The following is a 22,197-nucleotide window of genomic DNA, read 5'->3' on the forward strand; positions in this document are numbered from 1 at the left end:
CCTCAGCCGTTGGGCCCTACTGTCGCAACGATGGTCACTTGCTTGTTGTCCGGAATTTCCTGGTAGGCCAGCACATGCAGTCCGGGAACTGCCAGGCGACCGAAGCGCGAGAGCATCGCGCGAACCGGGCCTGCCACCAGCAGGATCACCGGTTGGCCTTGCATTTCCTGACGCTGGGCCGCTTCGATCAGCGAGCGCTGCAGCTTCTCGGCCATGCTCGGCTCCAGCAGAACGCCCTCTTCCGAGCCTTGTCCTGCCTTTTGCAGACTATTGAGCAAAATTTGTTCCAACCTTGGTTCCAAGGTGATCACAGGCAGCTCGGACTCAGTGCCTACAATGCTTTGGACGATGGCGCGGGATACGCCGACCCGCACGGCCGCCACCAGCGCGGCGGTATCTTGACTCTTGGCGGCGTTGTTGGCGATCGCTTCGGCGATGCTGCGGATGTCGCGCACCGGCACGTGTTCGGCCAGCAGCGCCTGCAGCACCTTGAGCAGCTGCGACAGGGTGACGACCCCCGGCACCAGCTCTTCGGCCAGTTTCGGCGAGCTCTTGGCCAGCAGGGTCATCAGTTGCTGCACTTCCTCGTGGCCGATCAGCTCGCTGGAGTGCTTGTACAGAATCTGGTTCAGGTGGGTCGCCACCACGGTGCTGGCGTCGACCACGGTGTAGCCGAGCGATTGCGCCTGGGCGCGCTGGCTGACTTCGATCCACACCGCCTCAAGGCCGAAAGCCGGATCTTTGGCGGTGATGCCGTTGAGCGAGCCGTAGACCTGGCCCGGATTGATCGCCAGTTCGCGCTCCGGGTAGATCTCCGCCTCGGCGAGGATCACGCCCATCAGGGTCAGGCGGTAGGCGCTCGGCGCCAGGTCGAGGTTGTCGCGGATGTGCACGGTGGGCATCAGGAAGCCCAGGTCCTGGGAAAGCTTCTTGCGCACGCCCTTGATCCGCGCCAGCAGTTGCCCGCCCTGGTTGCGGTCCACCAGCGGGATCAGGCGGTAGCCGACTTCCAGGCCGATCATGTCGATCGGCGTCACGTCGTCCCAGCCCAGTTCCTTGGTCTCCATGGCGCGGGCCGGCGACGGCAGCAGCTCCTGCTGACGCTTGACCTCTTCCAGCGCCTGCACCTTGGCCACGTTCTGCTTCTTCCAGAACAGGTAGGCGCCGCCGGCCGCCAGGGCCGCCATGGTCAGGAAGGAGAAGTGCGGCATGCCCGGCACCAGGCCCATGATGGCCATCAGGCCGGCCGCGACGGCCAGCGCCTTGGGCGAGGCGAACATCTGGCGGTTGATCTGCTTGCCCATGTCTTCGGAGCCCGAGGCACGGGTCACCATGATCGCAGCGGCGGTGGACAGCAGCAGTGATGGCAATTGCGCCACCAAACCGTCACCGATGGTCAGCAGGGCGTACACCTTGCCGGCGTCGGCGAAGGTCATGTTGTGCTGGAAGATGCCGACGGCCATGCCGCCGATCAGGTTGATGAACAGGATCAGCAGGCCGGCGATGGCGTCGCCGCGCACGAACTTGCTGGCACCGTCCATCGAACCGTAGAACTCCGCCTCCTGGGCCACTTCCGCCCGGCGGGCCTTGGCCTGGGTCTGGTCGATCAGGCCGGCGTTGAGGTCGGCGTCGATCGCCATCTGCTTGCCGGGCATCGCATCGAGGGTGAAACGCGCGCTCACCTCGGAGATCCGCCCGGCACCCTTGGTCACCACGACGAAGTTGATGATCATCAAGATGGCGAACACCACGATGCCGACCACGTAGTTGCCGCCGATCACCACCTCGCCGAAGGCCTGGATCACCTTGCCGGCGGCGGCATGGCCGTCCTGGCCGTGGAGCATCACCACCCGCGTCGACGCCACGTTCAGCGCCAGGCGCAGCAGCGTCGCCACCAGCAGGATCGTCGGGAACACGGCGAAATCCAGCGGCCGCAAGGCGTACACGCACACCAGCAGCACGACGATGGACAGGGCGATGTTGAAGGTGAAGAACACGTCCAGCAGGAACGGCGGCACCGGCAACATCATCATCGCCAACATGACCAGCAGCAACAGCGGCACACCCAGATTGCCCCGGCTGAGCTCCGACAGGTTGCTGCGGGCACTGTTGATTAACTGAGAGCGATCCACCGGTTTTCCCCGTTCCTTTCAAGCAAACTTTTGACGCCCGAAGCGGGCGCACGGCGGCTACTGCAAGAAGCCTTCCAACTTTTGCACGAGACTGAAACAGAAGGGTTTATCAGGTGATTTTCCGCATGCCCCGCGGCCTATGGCGATCCGCCTGACACCCAGAGGCCGAACACGCCACCGCCATCGCGAGCAGGCTCGCTCCCACAAGGTCCTGCGGGGAACACCCATCGCGGGCGCCAGCCCGCTGGCGATGGCGCCCGTCAAGGCGCCGCAGAGCCGGCTCAGGAATCGCGCCGCAGGTCCGGCGGAATCGGCAGGTCGTCCTTGAGCGGCTCCGGCGGCTTGCCCTTGCCGGCGCGGTACTGGCGAATCTGGTAGACGTAGGCCAGCACCTGGGCGACCGCCAGGTACAACCCACCCGGGATTTCTTCTTCCAGTTCGGTGGAGTGGTAGATCGAACGCGCCAGGGCCGGCGATTCGAGCAGCATGATCTCGTTGGCCGTGGCGATCTCGCGGATCTTCAACGCCAGGAAGTCAGTCCCCTTGGCCAACAGCACCGGCGCGCCGCCCTTGTCGGCGTCGTACTTGAGCGCCACGGCGTAGTGGGTCGGGTTGGTGATGACCACGTCGGCCTGGGGAATGGCCGCCATCATCCGCCGCTGGGACATCTCGCGCTGCACCTGGCGGATGCGCTGCTTGACCTCCGGCCGACCCTCCTGGTCCTTGTGCTCGTCGCGCACTTCCTGCTTGGTCATCTTGAGCTTCTTGATGCTCTCCCAGATCTGCACCGGCACGTCCACCGCCGCAATGACGATCAGCCCGCAGGCCATCCACAAGGTGCTCCAGCCCACCAGCAGCACGCTATGGATGATCGCCTTCTCGAGCGGCTCGTGAGCGATGCGCAACAGGTCGTCGACGTCGCCGGACAGCACCACCAACGCCACCGCCAGGGTGATCAGGAACTTGGCCAGCGCCTTGAGCAGCTCGACCACCGACTTGGCCGAGAACATGCGCTTGATCCCGGACAGCGGATTCATCCGGCTGAACTTGGGCGCCATGGAGCCGGCGGCGAACAGCCAGCCGCCGAGCGCGATCGGCCCCAGCAGCGCGGCGAGCAGCAAGGTGATCATGATCGGCTGGATCGCCAGCAGGGCCATCAGCCCCGAACTCATCAGGAACCGACCCATGGAACCCTGATCCATGATCACTTCCCGCGAGAGCGTGAAGTTCACCCGCATCAGTTCCATCAAGTCCTCGGCCAGCATGCCGCCGAAGATCAGCAGCGCGGCGGAGCCGGCGAGCATGATCGCCAGGGTGTTGAGCTCCTTGGAGCGCGCGATCTCACCCTTCTCACGGGAATCCTTCTTGCGTTTCTCCGTGGGGTCTTCTGTCTTGTCCTGACCGCTCTCGCTCTCAGCCATGGCTCAGCGTGCCCGTGCCAGTTCGCGCAGCAACTGCAAGGACTCGGCGGCCAGCGGTTGATACTGATTGAGAATGTCCGCAAGACCCACCCAGACGATGAACAGGCCGAGCACCAAGGTCAGCGGAAAGCCGATGGAGAAGATGTTCAGCTGCGGCGCCGCCCGGGTCATGATGCCGAACGCGATGTTGACCACCAACAGCGCCGTGACCGCCGGCAGCACCAGCAGCAGCGCCGCCCCGAGCACCCAGCCGAGCTTGCCGGCCAGCTCCCAGTAGTGGGCGGTCATCAGGCCGCCGCCGACCGGCAGCGTGGTGAAGCTTTCCGTCAGGACCTCGAACACCACCAGGTGGCCGTTCATCGCCAGGAACAGCAACGTCACCAGCATGGTGAAGAACTGCCCGATCACCGCCACCGACACGCCGTTGGTGGGATCGATCATCGAGGCGAAGCCCATGCCCATCTGAATGGCGACGATCTGCCCCGCCACCACGAACGCCTGAAAGAACAATTGCAGGGAGAAGCCCAGCACCGCACCGACCAGGATCTGCTCGGCGATCATCAGCAGACCGCCAAGGTCCAGCGGGCTGACCGCCGGCATCGGCGGCAGGTTCGGCGAGATCACCACGGTGATCGCCAACGCCAGGTAGAGACGGATGCGCCTGGGCACGAGGGTGGTGCCGAACACCGGCATCACCATCAGCATCGAACCGATGCGAAACAGCGGCAGCATGAACGTCGCCACCCAGGTGCTGATCTGGGTGTCCGTCAACTGAAGCAGCGACGACATGGCTCAGCCGATGACCAGCGGAATGTTTTTGTACAGCTGAGTGATGTATTCCATGAACGTCTGCACCAGCCAAGGCCCGGCGACGATCAGGGTGACCAGCATCACCAGCAGGCGCGGCAGGAAGCTGAGCGTCTGTTCGTTGATCTGCGTCGCCGCCTGGAACATCGACACCAGAAGCCCCACCAGCAGGCTCGGCACCACCAGGATCGCGACCATCATGGTGGTCAGCCACAGGGCCTCGCGAAAGATGTCGACCGCAACTTCAGGCGTCATGGCGATACACCTCCGAAACTGCTGGCCAGGGTGCCGATGATCAGCGCCCAGCCATCGACCAGCACGAACAGCATGATTTTGAACGGCAGGGAAATGATCAGCGGCGACAGCATCATCATGCCCATCGCCATCAGCACGCTCGCGACCACCAGGTCGATGATCAGGAACGGGATGAAGATCATGAAGCCGATCTGGAACGCGGTCTTGAGCTCGGACGTCACGAAGGCCGGCACCAGGATCGTCAGCGGCGCCTGCTCCGGCGTCGCGATGTCGGTGCGCTTGGACAGGCGCATGAACAGCTCAAGGTCCGTGGAGCGGGTCTGGGCCAGCATGAAGTCCTTGATCGGCACCTGGGCCTTTTCCACCGCCTGCTGGGCGGTCAACTTCTCCGCCAGGTAAGGCTGCAGCGCGTCGTTGTTCACCCGGTCGAACACCGGCGCCATGATGAACAGGGTCAGGAACAGCGCCATGCCGGTGAGGATCTGGTTCGACGGCGTCTGCTGCAGGCCCAGGGCCTGACGCAGGATCGAGAAGACGATGATGATCCGGGTGAAGCTGGTCATCAGGATGACGAACGCCGGAATGAAGCTCAGCGCCGTCATGATCAGCAGGATCTGCAGGCTGACCGAATACTCCTGTGCGCCCTCGGCGTTGGTGCCCAGCGTGATCGCCGGGATCGACAGCGGATCGGCGGCAAACGCCAGCGGCGCGGCCAGCATCAGGGCCAGGGTCAAGACGATGCGCAACGCACCCATTACTTCTTATCCTTCTGATCCTTGCCGAGCACCTTCAACAGATGCTGGGCAAACTCCGGAGTGGCCTTTTCGGCGGCGGCCGGCACGTCGACCGGCTCCTTGAGCACATGCAGCGCGGTGATGGTGCCGGGGCTCAGGCCAAGCAGGATCTGCTCGTTGCCGACCTGCACCAGCACCAGACGGTCGCGGGGGCCGAGCGCGCGGGAGCCGATCAGCTCGATCACCTGACCCTTGCCGGCGGGACCGGCCTGCTGCACCCGGCGCAGCAGCCAGGCGAGAAAGAAGATCAGGCCGAGCACCAGCAGCAGGCCGAGCACCAGTTGCGTCAGCTGGCCGGCGACGCCGCCGCTGACCGCAGGCGCGGCCGCCGTGGCGGCAGTCGCCGCCGGCTCGACCGCCAGCGCCGCGACCGGCAACGCCATTGCCAACAAGAAACCGAGCGCCTTGTTCACTCAGCGCAGCTTCTTGATGCGTTCGCTTGGGCTGATCACGTCGGTCAGGCGGATGCCGAACTTTTCGTTGACCACCACCACCTCGCCGTGGGCGATCAGGGTGCCGTTGACCAGCACGTCCAGCGGCTCGCCGGCCAGACGGTCCAGTTCGATCACCGAGCCTTGGTTGAGCTGCAGCAGGTTGCGGATGTTGATGTCGGTGCTGCCCACTTCCATCGAGATCGACACCGGGATGTCGAGGATCACGTCCAGGTTGGGGCCGTCCAGCGACACCGGCTCATTGTTCTTCGGGTGGCTGCCGAACTCTTCCATCGGCACACGGTTGGAGCTGGACACACCGGCGTCGGCCGCCAGCAGCGCGTCGATGTCGGCCTGGCCGCCCTCGCCGGTCTCTTCCAGGGCCGCAGCCCACTCGTCGGCCAGCGCCTGGTCGTCCTGGGTGTTCATATCGTCGTTCATCATTTGTCCTCGGCGGGCAAAAAAACCGGTAAAAACCAAAAGGGAGTGGAGGCGCGGCTCAGCGCCGCTCGATCGGCTCGATCACTTGCAACGCGAGGTTGCCCTTGTGCGAGCCCATCTTGACCTTGAAGGCCGGCACGCCGTTGGCGCGCATGATCATGTCTTCCGGCATCTCGACCGGGATCACGTCGCCCGGCTGCATGTGCAGGATGTCGCGCAGCTTCAGCTGGCGGCGGGCGACGGTGGCGCCGATCGGCACCGCCACGTCGAGCACGTCCTGACGCAGGGCGTTGACCCAGCGCTCGTCCTGGTCGTCCAGGTCCGACTGGAAGCCGGCGTCGAGCATCTCGCGCACCGGTTCGATCATCGAGTACGGCATGGTCACGTGCAGGTCGCCGCCGCCGCCGTCCAGTTCGATGTGGAACGTGGACACCACGATGGCTTCGCTCGGACCTACGATGTTGGCCATGGCCGGGTTCACTTCCGAGTTGATGTACTCGAAGTTGACTTCCATGATCGCCTGCCAGGCCTCCTTCAGGTCGACGAAGGCCTGCTCCAGCACCATGCGCACCACGCGCAGCTCGGTGGGGGTGAACTCACGCCCCTCGATCTTGGCGTGACGGCCGTCGCCGCCGAAGAAGTTGTCCACCAGCTTGAACACCAGCTTGGCGTCCAAGATGAACAGCGCGGTGCCGCGCAACGGTTTGATCTTGACCAGATTGAGGCTGGTCGGCACGTACAGCGAGTGTACGTACTCGCCGAACTTCATCACCTGCACGCCGCCCACGGCAACGTCCGCCGAACGGCGCAGCATGTTGAACATGCTGATGCGGGTGTAGCGGGCAAAACGCTCGTTGATCATCTCCAGGGTCGGCATGCGTCCGCGGACGATGCGATCCTGGCTGGTCAGGTCGTAGCTTTTGACGCTGCCAGGCTCGGCGGCGTTATCGGTCTGTACCAGACCGTCGTCGACGCCATGCAACAGCGCGTCGATCTCATCCTGGGACAGCAGATCCTGCACGGCCATGTCGTGTTCCTACTGCAATACGAAATTAGTGAAAAGCAACTGTTCGATCACCACTTTGCCCAGTTCCTTCTGCGCCACTTCCTGCACGCTGGCGGTGGCCTTCTGACGCAGCATTTCCTGACCGACCGGCGTCGCCAGGGTGGCGAAGTCCTGACCGGAGAAGAGCATCACCAGGTTGTTGCGGATCACCGGCATGTGCACCTTGAGCGCGTCCAGGTCCGCCTGGTTGCGCGCCAGCATGGTGATGCTCACCTGCATGTAGCGCTGACGGCCGTTCTGGTTGTAGTTGGCCACGAAGGCCGGCGCCATCGGCTCGAAGATCGCCGGCTGCTTGCCCGCCGGAGCCGCTTCGGCCGCCGGGGCAGGCTTGCTCTGCGCGCTGTGCATGAAGTACCAGGTCGCGCCCACGGAGGCACCGATCGCCAGCAGCAGCGCCACCACGATCAGGATGATCAGCTTGAGTTTGCCTTTGGTTGCGGGGTCTTTTACAGCTGCTGCTTCGCTCTTCGCCATGCCAATAATCCGTCATTAATCGGGTTTTCACAGTCGCACGGCAAGGCAAGAGCAAGTGTTATGCCAGAAGTGTCGGAGGGGAGAACGAGAGGGAATCGCGAGCCGATGCAAAACCCTGTGGGAGCTGGCTTGCCAGCGATGGCGATTTATCTGACACATTGGTTTTGAATGTGCCGCCGCTATCGCTGGCAAGCCAGCTCCCACAGGTCTCAGGGTGTTGCGTCAGGCGTAGTAGTCGACGGCGCTGGAGCCGATCACGTGAGTGGCCGTGGCCGCCGCTTCAGCGACGGTCGCCGGCGTCAACTCTTCTTCGGCCGAATCCAGACGCCCGCCGGCGGCGTTGGTGCGACCGCCCTGCCCCTGCTGCGCCTGTTCCTGACCCTGCCAGCCACGGTTCTGGTCGGACACATTGACGTCGACCTGGCCCATCCCCTGCTGGGTGAACATCTCGCGCAGGCGGTGCATCTGACCGTCCAGCGCTTCGCGCACGCTCGGGTGAGCGCTCATGAACGTCACCTGGGTCTGCTGGTCCGGCACCATGTTCACCCGGATGTCGAGGCGGCCGAGCTCGGCCGGCTGCAGCTGGATGTCGGCCGCCTTGAGGTTGGCGCTCGACAGGTACATGACGCGGTTCACCACTTCCTCGGTCCAGCCGCTCTGGTGCATGGCGATCGGCTGGTTCACCGGCAAGGCGTTGGCGGTCTTCGGCGTGGCGGCCTGCGTCAGCGCCGCCAGACGGTTGGCGAAATCATCGACGCGGGTGTCGCTGCTGGCGGATTTCAGATCCTTGAGACCCTCGTCGAGCAGGCCGCTGAAGGCCTTCTCGCCGCCCTGGCTGGTGCTGTCCTTGTCCGCCTGCACATCGAGCATGTTGGCCATGCCGGCGGCGAAGTTCTGCGCGGCAGTCAATTCGCCGTCGGCCTGAGCCTGTGCCGGGGTCGGCGCAGCCTTGGGCTGGCTGGACGCGGAAATGTGGCCGCTCTGCTCCATCGCCAGGCGCACGGCCGGCAGGTTGTCGAGCGGATCGGCTTCCGGGTCGAAACCGCTGTCGGCGATCGGCGCCGGGGCCGGCGTCGGCAGCGCCGCCACCGCCGGGGTTTCGGCCTTGGCGGGTGCGGGCGTCTCCACTACGGGCGCAGGCTCGACCGGTACGGTCACGGGCGGCTGCACCGCCTCGACCAGGGCCGGATCCAGCGTCGGATCCACCGGCGGCGCATCCGCCACAGGCGTTTGAGGGGTTTGCGTCGAATCGTCGTCGCTGGCGCTGCGCTCGTCCGTCGCGCCGGAAGCCGGCTTGTCGGCGGGCAAGGGTTTGCCGCTATCGGCAACCGCAGGTTCGGGAGCGGCAGACTGATCCTTGCCGACGTCCTTTTTGCCGCCGCTGTCCGCGCCGCTGTCGCGCGCAGGTTTCACCGGCGCGGCGCTGGCGGCCGAAGCCTTTGCCGGCCCCTGGTCGGCAAACACTTGGGCGAAGCTGGAGGCCTTGTCCCCGGGCTCTGCGGCCAGGGCCGGCGCTTTGGCGGAGGCGGCTTGCGCCTTGGCCTGGGCGGCAGCCTGAAGAAGGATGTTGGGGGTTGCAGGCATGGTACGGTCTCCGCTGCACTGGGATCGTAGGTACAGTTGAGCGAGATGACTGCAAGTGCCGGGCCAGCTTTAGCCGCAGGGGCGAAAAAGCGCCGGACGGCAGGCTCAATGGGTCAGGGAACGCTGTCGTTCGGCTTCGTAGACGGGGCGCACATCGGCGAACTCGCTGTTGATGTCCGCCACCAGCTTGCTGATTTCGGCAGGGCTCTTGTTCTTGGCCTGCTGTTCGAGCTCACTGCAGAGCTCCGCGAGGCGGGTCGCGCCCATGTTGCTGCTGCTGCCCTTGAAGCTGTGGGCCACAACCGACAGCACTTCGGCGTCGACGGTCTTTTGCAGCTCCCGCAGCCGGTTCTCGGAATCCGCCAGGAAGATGTCCAGCAATTCCGGATAGCTGGCCTCCATGACTTCGGCCATCGAGTTCAGTACGTCGCGATCTACATGTTTGTCAGCCACTTGTTCACTCCTTGATCAAGAATGCGCGGATTATGCCAGAGCCTCCCAGGAAAACTCCACGCGGACACTGCGGCCGTCGTCCGACCAATGGGCGCTGCGCGTCAGCTGACGGACCAGGCTGACCCCACGCCCGGACAGGCGGATCCCGTCCGGGGGCCGGTCCATCACCCGCGCCACGTCGAACCCGTTGCCGCTGTCCTCGACCCGGATCACCAGGGTTCCGCCCGAGCCCTGCGGCACCACGTCGAAATGCACCCGCACATGGCCGTCCCGCAGGGCGTCGAGCCGGGCGTTGCGCAGCTCATAGTAACGCGCAAACCCGCTGGCATCGCGCTTGAGGCTGGAGTCGAGCCCCAGGACGCCGTGCTCCAGGGCATTGGAGTACAGCTCGGCCAGCACACTGTACAGCGCCCCGCTCTGCGCCCGCAGCCCGTGCACCTCCAGCAGCAGTTGCAGCAGGTAGGGCAACGGGTTGAAGCGTTTGAGTGTCGCGCCCCGGAACTCGAAGCTCGCCGACCAGTCGAGCGGACAGGACTGGCCGCTGTCGGAGTACACCGGCACCGGCGCATGCACCTGCGCCGCCTCCAGCAGGCTGATCTCGACCATGCTGACATCGTCCCGGGCCTCGCCACGGAATGCCTGGAGCGCTTGCTCGATGTCCTCGAAGAGCCGGTCCGGCTCACGGTTGGCCGCAAACACTTGCCGCAGCCGCTCGACGCCGAACAACTGATCATTGGCGTCGCAGGTGTCGATCACCCCGTCGGAGAGCAGGAACACCCGGTCCCCCACCGCCATCGGCAGCACCTCGGTGCAGTCGTCGAACGCTTGCGGGCTGAGCACGCCCAACGGCAGATGCCGTGCCGCCAGCGGCGTACGCTCCCCCGTGGCGATGCGGTGCAGGTAGCCGTCGGGCAGGCCGCCGTTCCAGTACTCCACCGAACGGCGCTGTGCGCTCAGGCACAGCAGGGTCGCGCAGCAGAACATGTCCACCGGCAGGATGCGCTTGAGCTTGGCGTTCATTTCCCGCAGGGTCTCGGCCAGCCCGTAGCCCTTGGCGGTCATACCGTAGAACACCTCAGCCAGCGGCATGGCGCCGACCGCCGCCGGCAAGCCGTGACCGGTGAAATCCCCGAGCAGCACATGCATGTCGCCGGCCGGCGTGTACGCCGCCAGCAGCAAGTCGCCGTTGAACAGGGCGTAGGGAGATTGCAGGTAGCGGATGTTCGGCGCATTCAGGCAGCCGGAATGGGCGACCTTGTCGAACACCGCCTTGGCGACCCGTTGCTCGTTGATCAGGTAATCGTGATGCCGGGCGATCAGGTCGCGCTGCTCCAGCACCGTGGCCTGCAGCCGTCGCAGGCGATCCATCGCCTTGATTTTGGCGGAGAGGATCACCGGGTTGTAGGGTTTCGCCAGAAAATCGTCGCCACCGGCATCCAGACAGCGTGCCAGCGCCTCGCTTTCGGTGAGCGACGTGAGGAAGATGATCGGCACCAGGGTTTCCCCCGCCAGCGCCTTGATCCGGCGCGCCGCCTCGAAGCCGTCCATCACCGGCATCATCGCGTCCATCAGCACCAGTTGCGGATGATCGCGGCGGAAAACCTCCAGCGCTTCCTCGCCGTTGCCGGCGGTCAGCACCTCATGCCCCTGGCGGCGGACGATGGTCGAGAGCAGCAGGCGGTCGGCGGCGCTGTCCTCGGCGATCAGGATGGTCAACGGCTCCTGCGGCTGCATGGCCGTCAAGCGATGTCGAACAACTTGTCGAAATTGGAAATGGCGAGGATCTTGCGCACGTCCGAATTGCTGTTGATCACCCGCACGTCGGAATGATCGCCGCCGGCGTGGTCGCGCAGCAACAGCAGCATGCCCAGGGCCGAGCTGTCGAGGTACGTGGCTTCTTTGAGATCCACCACAATGGAATCGGGTTTTTTATCGAGTCGCTCATAGGACTCGCGAAACTCCTGATGGCGACCGAAATCGAACCGACCCTTGATCGAGATCGTCAGCTTTTGCCCATCCGGAGAGAGATCTGTAACGACTGACATGCGCTGGCTTCCTTGTCATTGACGAACCTGTACAAGGTTTAGCACTTGCCGGGGGCGGCGGCAAGGCATGATGCCGCCGGCCGCTGTCAGCGATCGCCCCGTCAAAAGGCCTCGTGCCGCGGCAAACGCTGGGACAGTTCGTCCAGGAGCTTCTGCTCGCGCTTGTCTTCGGCCCGCTGCGCCTCGTCGCGGTAGCGCTGTACAAGCTTGCGCAGGCCTTCGACCCGCGCAAAGGCCTCTTGCCAGGTCTCGCGAGCCTTGTTCAGGTTGTTCTGATGCCAGTTCAAGCTCTGGCGCTGCTGGTCGACCGCGGTGTCGAGCTGGGCCAGGAAGCCCTGGAAGCCCAGCAGCCACTGCCCGGTCACGCCAGTGCTGCCCCGCACGATCCATTGCTCGGAATAGTCCAGGCGAAACGCCTGAAGGTCGGCAAGCTTGCTTTCGGCGACCTTGACCTGCCCCTGAAAGTAGCCCAGGCGCTGCACGGCGGTCTTCTCGGCCTTCTCGGCCATGTCCACCACCGGCGCCAGGCGCGCGGCTCGACTCAGGGCCATGACCGGTTACCCGCCGGCCGCCGGGGCGAACAGGGTTTCGAGGTAGGCTTCGCTTTCGCCCAGGCTGATGCTGTCGTTCAGGCCCTGACGCAAGTACCTGACCATTTGCGGCTGCAGCGAAATCGCAAGGTCGGTCTCGCGGTCGCCGCCGGCCACGTAGGCGCCGACGCTGATCAGGTCGCGGCTCTGCTGATAGCGCGACCACAGTTGCTTGAAGTACTGCGCACGGGTCATGTGCTCCGGCGACACCACCGCAGGCATCACCCGGCTGATCGAGGCTTCGATGTCGATGGCCGGGTAATGGCCTTCCTCGGCCAGGCGCCGGGACAGCACAATATGCCCGTCCAGCACGCCCCGCGCCGAGTCGGCGATCGGATCCTGCTGGTCGTCACCCTCGGACAGCACGGTGTAGAACGCCGTGATCGAACCGCCGCCCTTCTCCGCGTTGCCGGCGCGCTCCACCAGCTTCGGCAGCTTGGCGAACACCGACGGCGGATAGCCCTTGGTCGCCGGCGGCTCGCCGATGGCCAGGGCGATTTCCCGCTGGGCCTGGGCGAAACGGGTCAGCGAGTCCATCAGCAGCAGGACGTTCTTGCCCTTGTCGCGGAAATACTCGGCGATGCGCGTGCAATACATGGCGGCGCGCATGCGCATCAGCGGCGCATCGTCCGCCGGGGACGCCACCACCACCGAACGCTTGAGGCCTTCTTCGCCGAGGATGTGCTCGATGAATTCCTTCACCTCGCGGCCCCGCTCGCCGATCAGGCCGACGACGATGATGTCCGCTTCGGTGAAGCGGGTCATCATGCCCAGCAGCACCGACTTACCGACGCCGGTACCGGCGAACAGGCCCAGACGCTGGCCGCGGCCCACCGTCAGCATTCCGTTGATGCAACGGATGCCCACGTCCAGCGGCACGCTGATCGGGTCGCGGTTGAGCGGGTTGATCGTCGGGCCGTCCATCGGCACCCAGTCTTCGGCCTTCATGCCGCCCTTGCCGTCCAGCGCGCGACCGGCGCCGTCCAGCACCCGGCCGAGCATGCTCATGCCCATCGGCAAGCGGCCGGCATCGGCCAGCGGCACCACCCGGGCGCCCGGCGCAATGCCGGCCACGCTGCCGACCGGCATCAGAAAGACCTTGTTGCCGGAAAAGCCCATGACTTCGGCTTCGACCTGGGACGGATGGTAGGTGTCGTCGTTGATCACCATGCAGCGGGTGCCCATGGCGGCCCGCAGCCCCTCGGCTTCGAGGGTGAGGCCGACCATGCGCAGCAGGCGCCCTTCGAGGATCGGCGCACCGGCAAGCTCGGTGGCCTCGGCGTAGGTGCTCAGGCGCTTGGCGAAACTGGTGCGTTCAAGGCGCATCGGGGGCGTCCGCGGACGGCTCGGCGGCGGGCGCCGGCTTCGCGTCTTCCGGCAGGTCCAGGCTCAAGTCCGGTGCGGCCGGGTGCAGGGCCTGCTCGTGCAGTTGGTCGAACAGTTTGTCCATGACCTGGGCGATGCGGGTCTCGATGCTGGCGTCGATGCGACTGTGATCGGTCTCGACCCGGCAGCCGCCCGGCAGCAAGGTCTCGTCCTCGACGATGCGCCAGGTCTCTTCGTGGCGCTCGCGCAACGCTTTGACCTGGGCGAAATCTTGCGGATTGACGTACAGCCGCACATTGCCGACGCCCAGCGGCAGCAGCTTGAGGGCGTCGCGCATGACGCGTTCGATCTGCGTCGAGTCGATGGCCAGTTCGCGCTGGATCACCTGTTTGGCGATGTGCCGCACGAGGTCGACCAGCGATTTCTCGATCTGGGTGTCCTGCTCGGCAATCGGCTCGAACAGATGGCCCATCAGTTGCTCGAGGCTGGCGACTTTCGCCGCCAACGCCACCTCGGCCTCCTGACGCACCTTGAGGGTCGTGCTGTGGAAGCCTTCCTTCTCGCCGATGGCGAAGCCCTCGTTGTAGGCTTCCTGACGGATGCTTTCGAGCTCTTCCAGGGTCAGCGGCTGGACTTCCTCCAGCGGCACTTCCTCGATTTCCGGCGGTTCAGGCTCCGGCTCCGGCTCAGGTTCCGGCGGCGGCGGATCGAAGCTGGGCAGCGCCCAGGTATCGAAACCGCGGACATCCCGGGCGCGGATCAGATCCGTCACGTCGTCGTCATGCTTGTCCATGGGCTTAGATCATTTCCTCGCCGCCCTTGCCGCCGAGCACGATCTCTCCGGCTTCGGCCATACGGCGGGCGATGGTGAGGATTTCCTTCTGCGCGGTCTCCACGTCGCTGACGCGCACCGGGCCCTTGGCCTCGAGGTCGTCGCGCAGCAGTTCGGCGGCACGCTTGGACATGTTCTTGAAGATCTTTTCCTTGACGCTTTCGTCCGAACCCTTGAGGGCCAGCACCAGCACGTCGGAAGACACTTCGCGCAGCAGCGCCTGGATGCCGCGGTCGTCGACGTCGGCCAGGTTGTTGAACACGAACATGAGGTCTTCGATCTGCGTGGACAGGTCTTCGTCGACCTCGCGGATCGAGTCCATGAGCTGGCCTTCGATCGAGCTGTCGAGGAAGTTCATGATGTCCGCCGCACGCTTGATACCGCCCAGGGTAGTGCGCGAAGCGTTGGAGTTGCCGGAGAACTGCTTCTCCAGGATCTGGTTCAGTTCCTTCAGCGCCGCCGGTTGCACGGTATTCAGCGACGAGACGCGCAGGATGATGTCCAGGCGCACCTTATGGTCGAAGTTGCCCAGCACCTCGCCGGCCTGGTCCGGATCCAGGTACGCCACCACGATCGCCTGGATCTGCGGGTGTTCGTAACGGATCACGTCGGCGACGGCGCGCGGCTCCATCCACTTGAGGCTGTCCAGGCCGCTGGTGTTGCCGCCCAGCAGGATGCGGTCGATCAGGCCGTTGGCCTTGTCCTCGCCCAGGGCCTGGGTGAGCATCTTGCGCACGTAGTCGTCGGAGCCCACGCCCAGGCTGGTCTGGTCGCCGACGATGTCGACGAACTCGCTCATCACCTGCTCGACCTGCTCACGGTGGACGTTGCCCATCTGGGCCATGGCCACACCGACCCGCTGAACCTCTTTGGGGCCCATGTGGCGCAGCACTTGTGCAGCATCGGTGGAGCCCAGGGACAGCAGCAGGATCGCGGCTTTATCGACCCGGGACAGTTTGGCGACGGCGGCTCGGTTATCACTCATCTGCGTTAATCCACTCTTTCACGACCTGGGCCACACGACCCGGGTCTTCTGCCACCAGACTCTTGATTGCGTTCAACTGGGCGTCATAGCCTTCGCTCGGGCTCGGCAGCAGAATGCTCTGCGGACCGCCGAGGCTCACGCGGTCGTTGGCCAGCTCGCCGTCCAGACCGCCCATGCCGCCCAGCTCCACGTCGCCCAGGGCCGCCAGTTCTTTGCTCTTGCCGCCGCCGGTGATGTTGTTGAGCACCGGACGCAGCACGCCGAACACCAGCACCAGGATGAACAGCACGCCCAGCACTTGCTTGACGATGTCCCAGAACCACGGTTGCGAGTAGAACGGAATGTCGGCGACCACTTCACCGCGATCGGCGGAGAACGGCATGTTGATCACGCTGACGCTGTCGCCGCGGCTGGCGTCGAAGCCGACGGCGTCCTGCACCAGGCGGGTGAAGCGCGCCAATTCGTCGGCGCTCCACGGCGCACGGGTGGTTTCGCCGTTGGCCGGATTGACCTTGACCTGATCGTCCACCACCACCGACACCGACAGGCGGTTCAAGCGACCCTGCTGCTGCTTGGTGTGGCTGATGGAACGGTCGAGCTCGAAGTTCTTGGTGGATTGCTGACGCTTGTCCGCCGGGTACGGTGCGAGCATCGGCTGGCCGGTGGCCGGATCCATGATCTGCTGGCCGTTGGCGTCGACCAATGGCTGGCCCGGCTGCACCATGCCGGCGGCCGCTTGGGCGCCGCCGGTGGTCTGCGGTGCCGAGGCCGGCGACGGCGGCTGGTTGCTCAGGGCACCCGGCACGCCTTGCGGGCCGTTGCTGGCGGTGCGCTGTTCGTTGACCGACTGCTCGCTGCGCAGCGCCGGCTGATCCGGGTTGAACTGTTCGGCGGTGGACTCGACGGCGCTGAAGTCGATGTCGGCCGACACTTCGGCCTTGTAGCGGTCGTTGCCCAGCACCGGCTGCAGGATGTTGTGCACGCGCTGGGTGAGCATGCTTTCCATGCGGCGGCTGTAGTCGAACTGCTTGCCGGCCATGGTCATTTCGGAGTTTTCCGCCTGGTCCGACAGCAGGTTGCCCTTCTGGTCGACGACGGTGATCTGCGACTTGCTCAGCTCAGGAACGGAGGTCGCCACCAGATTGACGATGGCCACCACCTGGCCCGGCTCCAGGGAGCGGCCGGAATACAGCTCGACCAGCACCGAGGCGCTCGGCTTGCGGTCGTCGCGCACGAACACGGAGCTTTTCGGGATCGCCAGGTGAACACGTGCGCCCTTGACGTTGTTCAGGCTGGAGATGGTGCGTGCCAGCTCGCCTTCCAGGCCGCGACGGTAGCGGGTCGCTTCCATGAACTGGCTGGTGCCCAGACCCTGTTCCTTGTCCAGGATCTCGAAACCGATGTTGCCGTCGCTGGGAGTGACACCAGCGGCCGCGAGCTTGAGCCGCGCACGGGACAGGTCATCGGCCTTGACCAGCAAGGCGCCGGAGTTCGGCTCGACGGTGTAGGGAATGTCGGCGGAGGCCAGGGTGTCCATGACCTGCTTGGCGTCCATGCCGGCGAGGCTGCCGTACAGCGGCCGGTAGTCCGGCTGCTGCGACCACAGCACCACGGCAAAGCCGATCGCCACGCTCGCGGCCAGGCCGACCAACAGGCCCACCTGACGCAGCATGGTCATCTCGGAGAGGTTTTCCAGGAAGGACAGGCCGAACAGCGGCGGTTTGCCGTCTATCGGGGTGGCCTTGGCCGGAACGTTATCGGCGACTGCTTCTGCCATGACTCAATCTCGTCCTTAAACCGGCATCTGCATGATGTCTTGATAGGCCTGAACCAGCTTGTTGCGCACCTGGGTCAGAGCCTGGAACGACACGCTGGCCTTCTGCGAGGCAATCATCACGTCCGTCAGGTCGACGCCGCTCTTGCCGATCTCGAACGCATTGGCCAACTGGGTCGAGGCCTGCTGGGTGTCGCTCACTTTATTGATGGCCTGACCGAGCATGTCGGAAAAGCTGCTGCCCGCCATTTCAGGGACGGCGGCAGTCGATTTCGGCGCAGACATGGCGTCCATTTGCATGGCGCGCATATCCAGCATCAACCGATTAAATTCAATACCTTGGCTCATGGTCTACTCTCTTGGGCGGCCCGCAATTTTTTGACGCTCACTCGGCGGGTACACAGGTATTAGCAACAAGGGTGCCAGCTCACGGGCACCCTCTTCAGAAACCTTGCTTCAGACAAACGCAGCGCCGCTTACGTGGCGAACAGATACCCTTCGACATCCATACCCGCGTCACGCATCTGCGCCAGTTTGTAGCGCAGGGTGCGGGGGCTGATGCCGAGCTTTTCCGCCGCCTCCTTGCGCCGGCCGCGCTCGGCCCGCAGGGTGTCGATGATCATCTGGAATTCGTGGCGGCGCAGGTCGTCGCCCAGGGCGCCGGCCGAATCCGCTTCGATCTCGACGTCGCGCACCACAGGAGTCGCCATGGCAGCCGCCGGCGACGGGGCGAACGTCACGGGACCGGCCAGGCAGAAATCCTGCGGCTGGATCAGGCCGCCCTGCTGCAGGATCAACGCACGCTGGATCGCGTTGTCCAGTTCCCGCACATTGCCCGGCCACGGATAGGCGACCAGGCACGCCCGAGCCTCAGCCGAGAGCTTCGCCGTGGCGTGTTTCATTTTATTGACGTGCTTGGCCAGCAGACGCTCGGCCAGCGGCAGGATATCGGCGGTGCGCTCGCGCAGCGGACGCCAGGCCAGCGGAAAAACCGACAGGCGGTAATAGAGGTCTTCGCGGAAACGCCCGGCAGCCACCTCCCCCGCCAGGTCGCGGTTGGTGGTCGCCACCACCCGGATGTCGAGGCTGATCGGCTTGCGCGCCCCGACCCGCTCCACTTCCCGCTCCTGCAGGACCCGCAGCAGCTTGGCCTGCAAGCCCATGGGCATCTCGGAAATCTCATCCAGCAGAATGGTGCCACCGTCCGCCTGCTCGAACTTGCCGGCCTGGGCCGCGATGGCGCCGGTGAACGAGCCTTTCTCGTGGCCGAACAGCGTGGCCTCCAGCATGTTGTCGGGAATCGCCGCGCAGTTGATCGCAATGAACGGCTGGCTGGCGCGGTGCGACTGCTGGTGAATGTAACGCGCCAGCACTTCCTTGCCGGTGCCGGACTCGCCGGAGATCAACACCGTGGAATCGCTGCGCGCCACCCGCGCCGCCAGGTCGAGCAATTGCGCGCTGGCCGGCTCGACCGCCACCGGGCCTTCGTCGTCCGCAGCCTCCAGCGCACCCGACGCATGCCGCGCCACCAGCGCCAGCAAGGCACCGGGCTCGAACGGCTTGACCAGGTAGTCCGCCGCGCCTTGGCGCATGGCGTCCACGGCCCGCTCGACCGCGCCGTGCGCCGTCATCAGCAGCACCGGCAGTTGCGGCTGACGGACGCGCAACAGACTCAGCAACTGGTGGCCATCCATGCCCGGCATGTTGACGTCGCTGACCACCAGACTGAACGGCTCGCGCTCAACGGCTTTCAGCGCTTCTTCGGCCGAACCCACCGCATGATGGTCGTGACCGGCAAGCAGCAGCGTGTCGGCCAGCGCTTCGCGCAACGAGCGGTCATCCTCGACCAGCAAAACCTTGATGCCCATGTCCTTCACTCAGCTCCTTGTCCTGCGGAAAACAACGGCAGGATCACCTGCGCGCACGTGCCGCGCCCGATGCGCGAGCGCAGCCGCAATTCTCCCTGATGCGCCCGGGCGACCGCCTTGACCACCGTCAGCCCCAACCCCGTGCCGGTGACCTTGGTGGTGAAGAACGGCTCACCCAAGCGCTCCAGCACCGCCGGCTCGATGCCGCTGCCGCTGTCGCTGACGCACAGGCGCAATGTGTTGTCACGGGTGTAGCCGTGCACTTTCAGGCGCACGTCGCCGCCGCTGGCCTGAACCGCGTTTTCGATGAGATTGAGGATGGCCCCGACCAGGGTGTCGCGGTTGCACAGCAATTCGCCGGCATGGCTGTCGCACTGCCAGCGGATCGGCAAGTCCTGCACATGGGTCAGCGCCGCCGCCTGCAACGACTGCATCAAGGCATGGGGCGTGACCCGGTCGGTCAGCGGCAGCTCGCCGCGGGCGAACACCAGCATGTCGCGCACCTGGTGCTCCAGCTCATGCAGGCGCTCCTTGAGGCGCCCGGCGAAGCGCTGCTGGGTGGCGACCGGCAGTTCCTGTTCGGTCAGATGACTGGCGTAAAGCAAGGCGGCGGACAGCGGCGTGCGGATCTGATGGGCCAGCGACGCCACCATGCGCCCCAGGGAGGACAAGCGCTCGTGGCGCGCCAGCTGATCCTGCAGGTGACGGGTTTCAGTCAGGTCGTTGAGCAGCACCAACTGCCCCGGCTCGGCATCCAGCGAGCGGGTGGCGATCGACAGGCGCCGACCGTTCTTCAGGGAAATTTCATGGCCGTCGTCTTCGCGCGGCGCAAAGCAACGGGCAATGACATGGCGCCACAGCTCGCCTTCCAGCGGCAGCCCCAGCAGCTCGGTGGCCGCCGGGTTGGCTTCGCAGACAATGCCGTGGCCGTCGATGACGATCACGCCGCCGGGCAACAGGTCGAGGAGGTTCTGCAGACGGTTGGCCAGACGCTCCTTCTCCGCCAGCTCCTGCATGCGCTGGGCGCTGACCACCGCCAGCTCGCCCTTGAGCTCGGTGACCCGGGCTTCGAGCATGCTGTAGGAATCGGTCAGCTGGCTCGACATCTGATTGAACAGCGCAAACGCCTGCTCAAGCCCCTGCCGGCTCGCCTGCTCTACGGACGACGGTTGCCCCGAAGCGTTGGGGGCAGAAGACATCTGGGCGGCTTGGGGCATTGTGCTCTCTCGCATGGCTGACCGTCAGTGAAACGGAACGTTGCGAGGGCTGTAGCAATACCCGTGCCTAAAAAAAACCGCCTATAAATGAAGCACTTGAAAAACAGGCGTCAATCATCCGCCTGTTCGTCTCCGTCACGCCGGCTCATGCCGTACTTGCGCATCTTCTCCACCAGGGTGGTGCGACGGATGCGCAGACGCTCGGCGGCACGGGCGACGATGCCGTTGGCGTCATCCAGCGCCTGCTGGATCAGGCCCTGCTCCAGGCCACCGAGGTAGTCCTTCAGGTCCAGGCCTTCCGGCGGCAGCATGGCGTTGGCGGTGAAGTCCGGCGTGTGGCCGTTGATCGCGACGCGCTCTTCCAGGTCGCTGCGCAGGCTGTCGACCATCTGCTCGTCTTCGTCGTCGACGTAGCGGAATTTCTTCGGCAGCTCGGCCACGCCGATCACCCCGTACGGGTGCATGATCGCCATGCGCTCGACCAGGTTGGCCAGCTCGCGGACGTTGCCCGGCCAGCCGTGACGGCACAGCGACATGATCGCCGCCGAGTTGAAGCGGATCGAACCGCGCTTCTCGTGCTCCATGCGCGAGATCAGCTCGTTCATCAGCAGCGGGATGTCCTCGACGCGCTCGCGCAGCGGCGCCATCTCGATCGGGAACACGTTCAGGCGATAGTAGAGGTCTTCGCGGAAGGTGCCGATCTCGATCATGCTTTCGAGGTTCTTGTGGGTCGCGGCGATGATGCGCACGTCGATGCTTTGGGTCTTGTTGCTGCCCACGCGCTCGAAGGTGCGCTCCTGCAGCACGCGCAGCAGCTTGACCTGCATCGGCAGCGGCATGTCGCCGATCTCGTCGAGGAACAGCGTACCGCCGTTGGCCAGCTCGAAGCGGCCGGCACGGCTGGTGATCGCGCCGGTGAAGGCGCCCTTCTCGTGGCCGAACAGTTCGCTTTCCAGCAGCTCGGCCGGAATCGCGCCGCAGTTGACCGGCACGAACGGCGCGTCGCGGCGCTTGGAATGGTAATGCAGGTTGCGCGCGACCACTTCCTTGCCGGTGCCGGACTCGCCGAGGATCAGCACGCTGGCGTCGGTGTCGGCCACCTGCTGCATCATCTGGCGCACATGCTGGATCGCCCGGCTGGTGCCGACGAGGCTGCGGAACAGGTTGGGTTCGCGGTGACGGCCGCGCTCGCGGGCCTGGTCGTACATCTCGCGGTAGACCTGGGCACGGTGCAGGGAGTCGAGCAGCTTGCTGTAGCTGGGCGGCATTTCAAGGGTGGACAGCACGCGGCGGCGCTGGTCTTCCGGAAGGTCCACGGAAGAATTTTCGCCCATCAGCAAAACCGGAAGGAACTCATCCCAGGTTGAGAGTGTCTTTAACAAGCCCATCAGCGCACCCGGAGCATTGACCGTCCCGATCAGCACGCAAATGACCTCACGGCTCGACGACAAAGAGCCGACAGCCTGCTGCCAGTCATGGCTGCCGCAGGGCAAATTTTCTTCGCCGAGAAAATTCAAGATCACCGCCAAATCGCGGCGGCGGACGCTATCGTCATCGATCAGCAGAATTTTGGTTTCACGCCACATGCAATAGCAACTTCCCTAGTCAACTCAATGCCCGAAACGAGGGGCAAGCGAGACGCTTGCAGGACACCTTGTGCCCGTAGACGTCCGAAATCTGAAAACAGCCACTAGTTAAGTCA

At 64.9% G+C, this 22,197-nt stretch carries 22 protein-coding genes; all 22 read right to left on the bottom strand.

Features of this window, described 5'->3' with window-relative positions; translation table 11 throughout:
• Positions 1 to 2 precede the first annotated feature (2 nt).
• The 22 genes from flhA to CAG41_RS17875 all read right to left on the bottom strand — a co-directional run bounded on the left by flhA (position 3) and on the right by CAG41_RS17875 (position 22,081).
• On the bottom strand, positions 3 to 2,132 hold the full coding sequence (flhA, locus tag CAG41_RS17770) for a flagellar biosynthesis protein FlhA (RefSeq protein ID WP_085577796.1): 2,130 nt from the start codon (positions 2,130 to 2,132) through the stop codon (positions 3 to 5).
• A gap of 281 nt (positions 2,133 to 2,413) precedes the next feature.
• Complete coding sequence (flhB, locus tag CAG41_RS17775; protein WP_085577797.1) at positions 2,414 to 3,553, bottom strand: flagellar biosynthesis protein FlhB; 1,140 nt, start codon at positions 3,551 to 3,553, stop codon at positions 2,414 to 2,416.
• A gap of 3 nt (positions 3,554 to 3,556) precedes the next feature.
• The gene (gene fliR, locus CAG41_RS17780) at positions 3,557 to 4,342 is read right to left on the bottom strand and encodes a flagellar biosynthetic protein FliR (protein ID WP_085631150.1); all 786 of its coding nucleotides are present in this window, start codon (positions 4,340 to 4,342) and stop codon (positions 3,557 to 3,559) included.
• Positions 4,343 to 4,345: 3 nt separating this feature from the next.
• A complete protein-coding gene (fliQ, locus tag CAG41_RS17785) occupies positions 4,346 to 4,615 on the bottom strand; it encodes a flagellar biosynthesis protein FliQ (RefSeq protein WP_085577799.1) in 270 nt (89 codons plus the stop codon).
• Positions 4,612 to 5,370, bottom strand: coding sequence for a flagellar type III secretion system pore protein FliP (gene fliP, locus CAG41_RS17790; RefSeq protein ID WP_085631148.1), 759 nt, complete (start codon positions 5,368 to 5,370; stop codon positions 4,612 to 4,614). Before fliP ends, fliQ begins: the two co-directional genes overlap by 4 nt.
• Entirely contained in the window at positions 5,370 to 5,822 is a 453-nt protein-coding gene (gene fliO / locus CAG41_RS17795) for a flagellar biosynthetic protein FliO (protein WP_085577801.1), read from the bottom strand. Before fliO ends, fliP begins: the two co-directional genes overlap by 1 nt.
• Positions 5,823 to 6,281 (bottom strand): flagellar motor switch protein FliN, encoded by a 459-nt coding sequence (gene fliN, locus CAG41_RS17800; RefSeq protein ID WP_085577802.1) that lies wholly within the window; start codon positions 6,279 to 6,281, stop codon positions 5,823 to 5,825.
• A gap of 58 nt (positions 6,282 to 6,339) precedes the next feature.
• Complete coding sequence (fliM, locus tag CAG41_RS17805; protein WP_085577803.1) at positions 6,340 to 7,308, bottom strand: flagellar motor switch protein FliM; 969 nt, start codon at positions 7,306 to 7,308, stop codon at positions 6,340 to 6,342.
• Positions 7,309 to 7,317: 9 nt separating this feature from the next.
• Complete coding sequence (gene fliL / locus CAG41_RS17810) at positions 7,318 to 7,821, bottom strand: flagellar basal body-associated protein FliL (RefSeq protein WP_085577804.1); 504 nt, start codon at positions 7,819 to 7,821, stop codon at positions 7,318 to 7,320.
• Positions 7,822 to 8,043: 222 nt separating this feature from the next.
• Positions 8,044 to 9,405, bottom strand: a complete 1,362-nt coding sequence (locus tag CAG41_RS17815; RefSeq protein ID WP_085656689.1) for a flagellar hook-length control protein FliK — start codon at positions 9,403 to 9,405, stop codon at positions 8,044 to 8,046.
• Between the two features lie 105 nt (positions 9,406 to 9,510).
• Positions 9,511 to 9,858: an Hpt domain-containing protein gene (locus CAG41_RS17820; protein ID WP_085577806.1), complete on the bottom strand. Its 348-nt coding sequence runs from the start codon at positions 9,856 to 9,858 to the stop codon at positions 9,511 to 9,513.
• Between the two features lie 30 nt (positions 9,859 to 9,888).
• On the bottom strand, positions 9,889 to 11,592 hold the full coding sequence (locus CAG41_RS17825) for a fused response regulator/phosphatase (protein ID WP_085577807.1): 1,704 nt from the start codon (positions 11,590 to 11,592) through the stop codon (positions 9,889 to 9,891).
• A gap of 5 nt (positions 11,593 to 11,597) precedes the next feature.
• A complete protein-coding gene (locus CAG41_RS17830) occupies positions 11,598 to 11,903 on the bottom strand; it encodes an STAS domain-containing protein (RefSeq protein ID WP_085577808.1) in 306 nt (101 codons plus the stop codon).
• A gap of 101 nt (positions 11,904 to 12,004) precedes the next feature.
• Complete coding sequence (fliJ, locus tag CAG41_RS17835; RefSeq protein WP_085577809.1) at positions 12,005 to 12,454, bottom strand: flagellar export protein FliJ; 450 nt, start codon at positions 12,452 to 12,454, stop codon at positions 12,005 to 12,007.
• A gap of 6 nt (positions 12,455 to 12,460) precedes the next feature.
• Entirely contained in the window at positions 12,461 to 13,819 is a 1,359-nt protein-coding gene (gene fliI / locus CAG41_RS17840) for a flagellar protein export ATPase FliI (protein ID WP_085577810.1), read from the bottom strand.
• Positions 13,809 to 14,612: a flagellar assembly protein FliH gene (gene fliH / locus CAG41_RS17845; RefSeq protein WP_085577811.1), complete on the bottom strand. Its 804-nt coding sequence runs from the start codon at positions 14,610 to 14,612 to the stop codon at positions 13,809 to 13,811. Before fliH ends, fliI begins: the two co-directional genes overlap by 11 nt.
• Before the next feature lie 4 nt (positions 14,613 to 14,616).
• Positions 14,617 to 15,636 carry a flagellar motor switch protein FliG gene (fliG, locus tag CAG41_RS17850; RefSeq protein ID WP_085577812.1) on the bottom strand — a complete coding sequence of 340 codons (1,020 nt, stop codon included), beginning with the start codon at positions 15,634 to 15,636 and terminating at the stop codon, positions 14,617 to 14,619.
• Positions 15,629 to 17,413 carry a flagellar basal-body MS-ring/collar protein FliF gene (gene fliF, locus CAG41_RS17855; protein WP_085577813.1) on the bottom strand — a complete coding sequence of 595 codons (1,785 nt, stop codon included), beginning with the start codon at positions 17,411 to 17,413 and terminating at the stop codon, positions 15,629 to 15,631. The genes fliG and fliF overlap by 8 nt, the downstream gene beginning before the upstream one ends.
• A 15-nt stretch (positions 17,414 to 17,428) precedes the next feature.
• Complete coding sequence (gene fliE, locus CAG41_RS17860) at positions 17,429 to 17,758, bottom strand: flagellar hook-basal body complex protein FliE (RefSeq protein ID WP_085577814.1); 330 nt, start codon at positions 17,756 to 17,758, stop codon at positions 17,429 to 17,431.
• A 128-nt stretch (positions 17,759 to 17,886) separates the two neighbouring features.
• Positions 17,887 to 19,278, bottom strand: coding sequence for a sigma-54 dependent transcriptional regulator (locus CAG41_RS17865; RefSeq protein WP_085656704.1), 1,392 nt, complete (start codon positions 19,276 to 19,278; stop codon positions 17,887 to 17,889).
• A gap of 5 nt (positions 19,279 to 19,283) precedes the next feature.
• Complete coding sequence (locus CAG41_RS17870; protein WP_170930048.1) at positions 19,284 to 20,477, bottom strand: PAS domain-containing sensor histidine kinase; 1,194 nt, start codon at positions 20,475 to 20,477, stop codon at positions 19,284 to 19,286.
• Between the two features lie 128 nt (positions 20,478 to 20,605).
• Positions 20,606 to 22,081 (bottom strand): sigma-54 dependent transcriptional regulator, encoded by a 1,476-nt coding sequence (locus tag CAG41_RS17875; protein WP_085577816.1) that lies wholly within the window; start codon positions 22,079 to 22,081, stop codon positions 20,606 to 20,608.
• Between the last annotated feature and the right edge of the window lie 116 nt (positions 22,082 to 22,197).

The organism is Pseudomonas sp. B35(2017) (genome assembly GCF_002113645.1).
In the GTDB taxonomy this organism is placed as follows: Bacteria; Pseudomonadota; Gammaproteobacteria; order Pseudomonadales; family Pseudomonadaceae; genus Aquipseudomonas; species Aquipseudomonas ekonensis.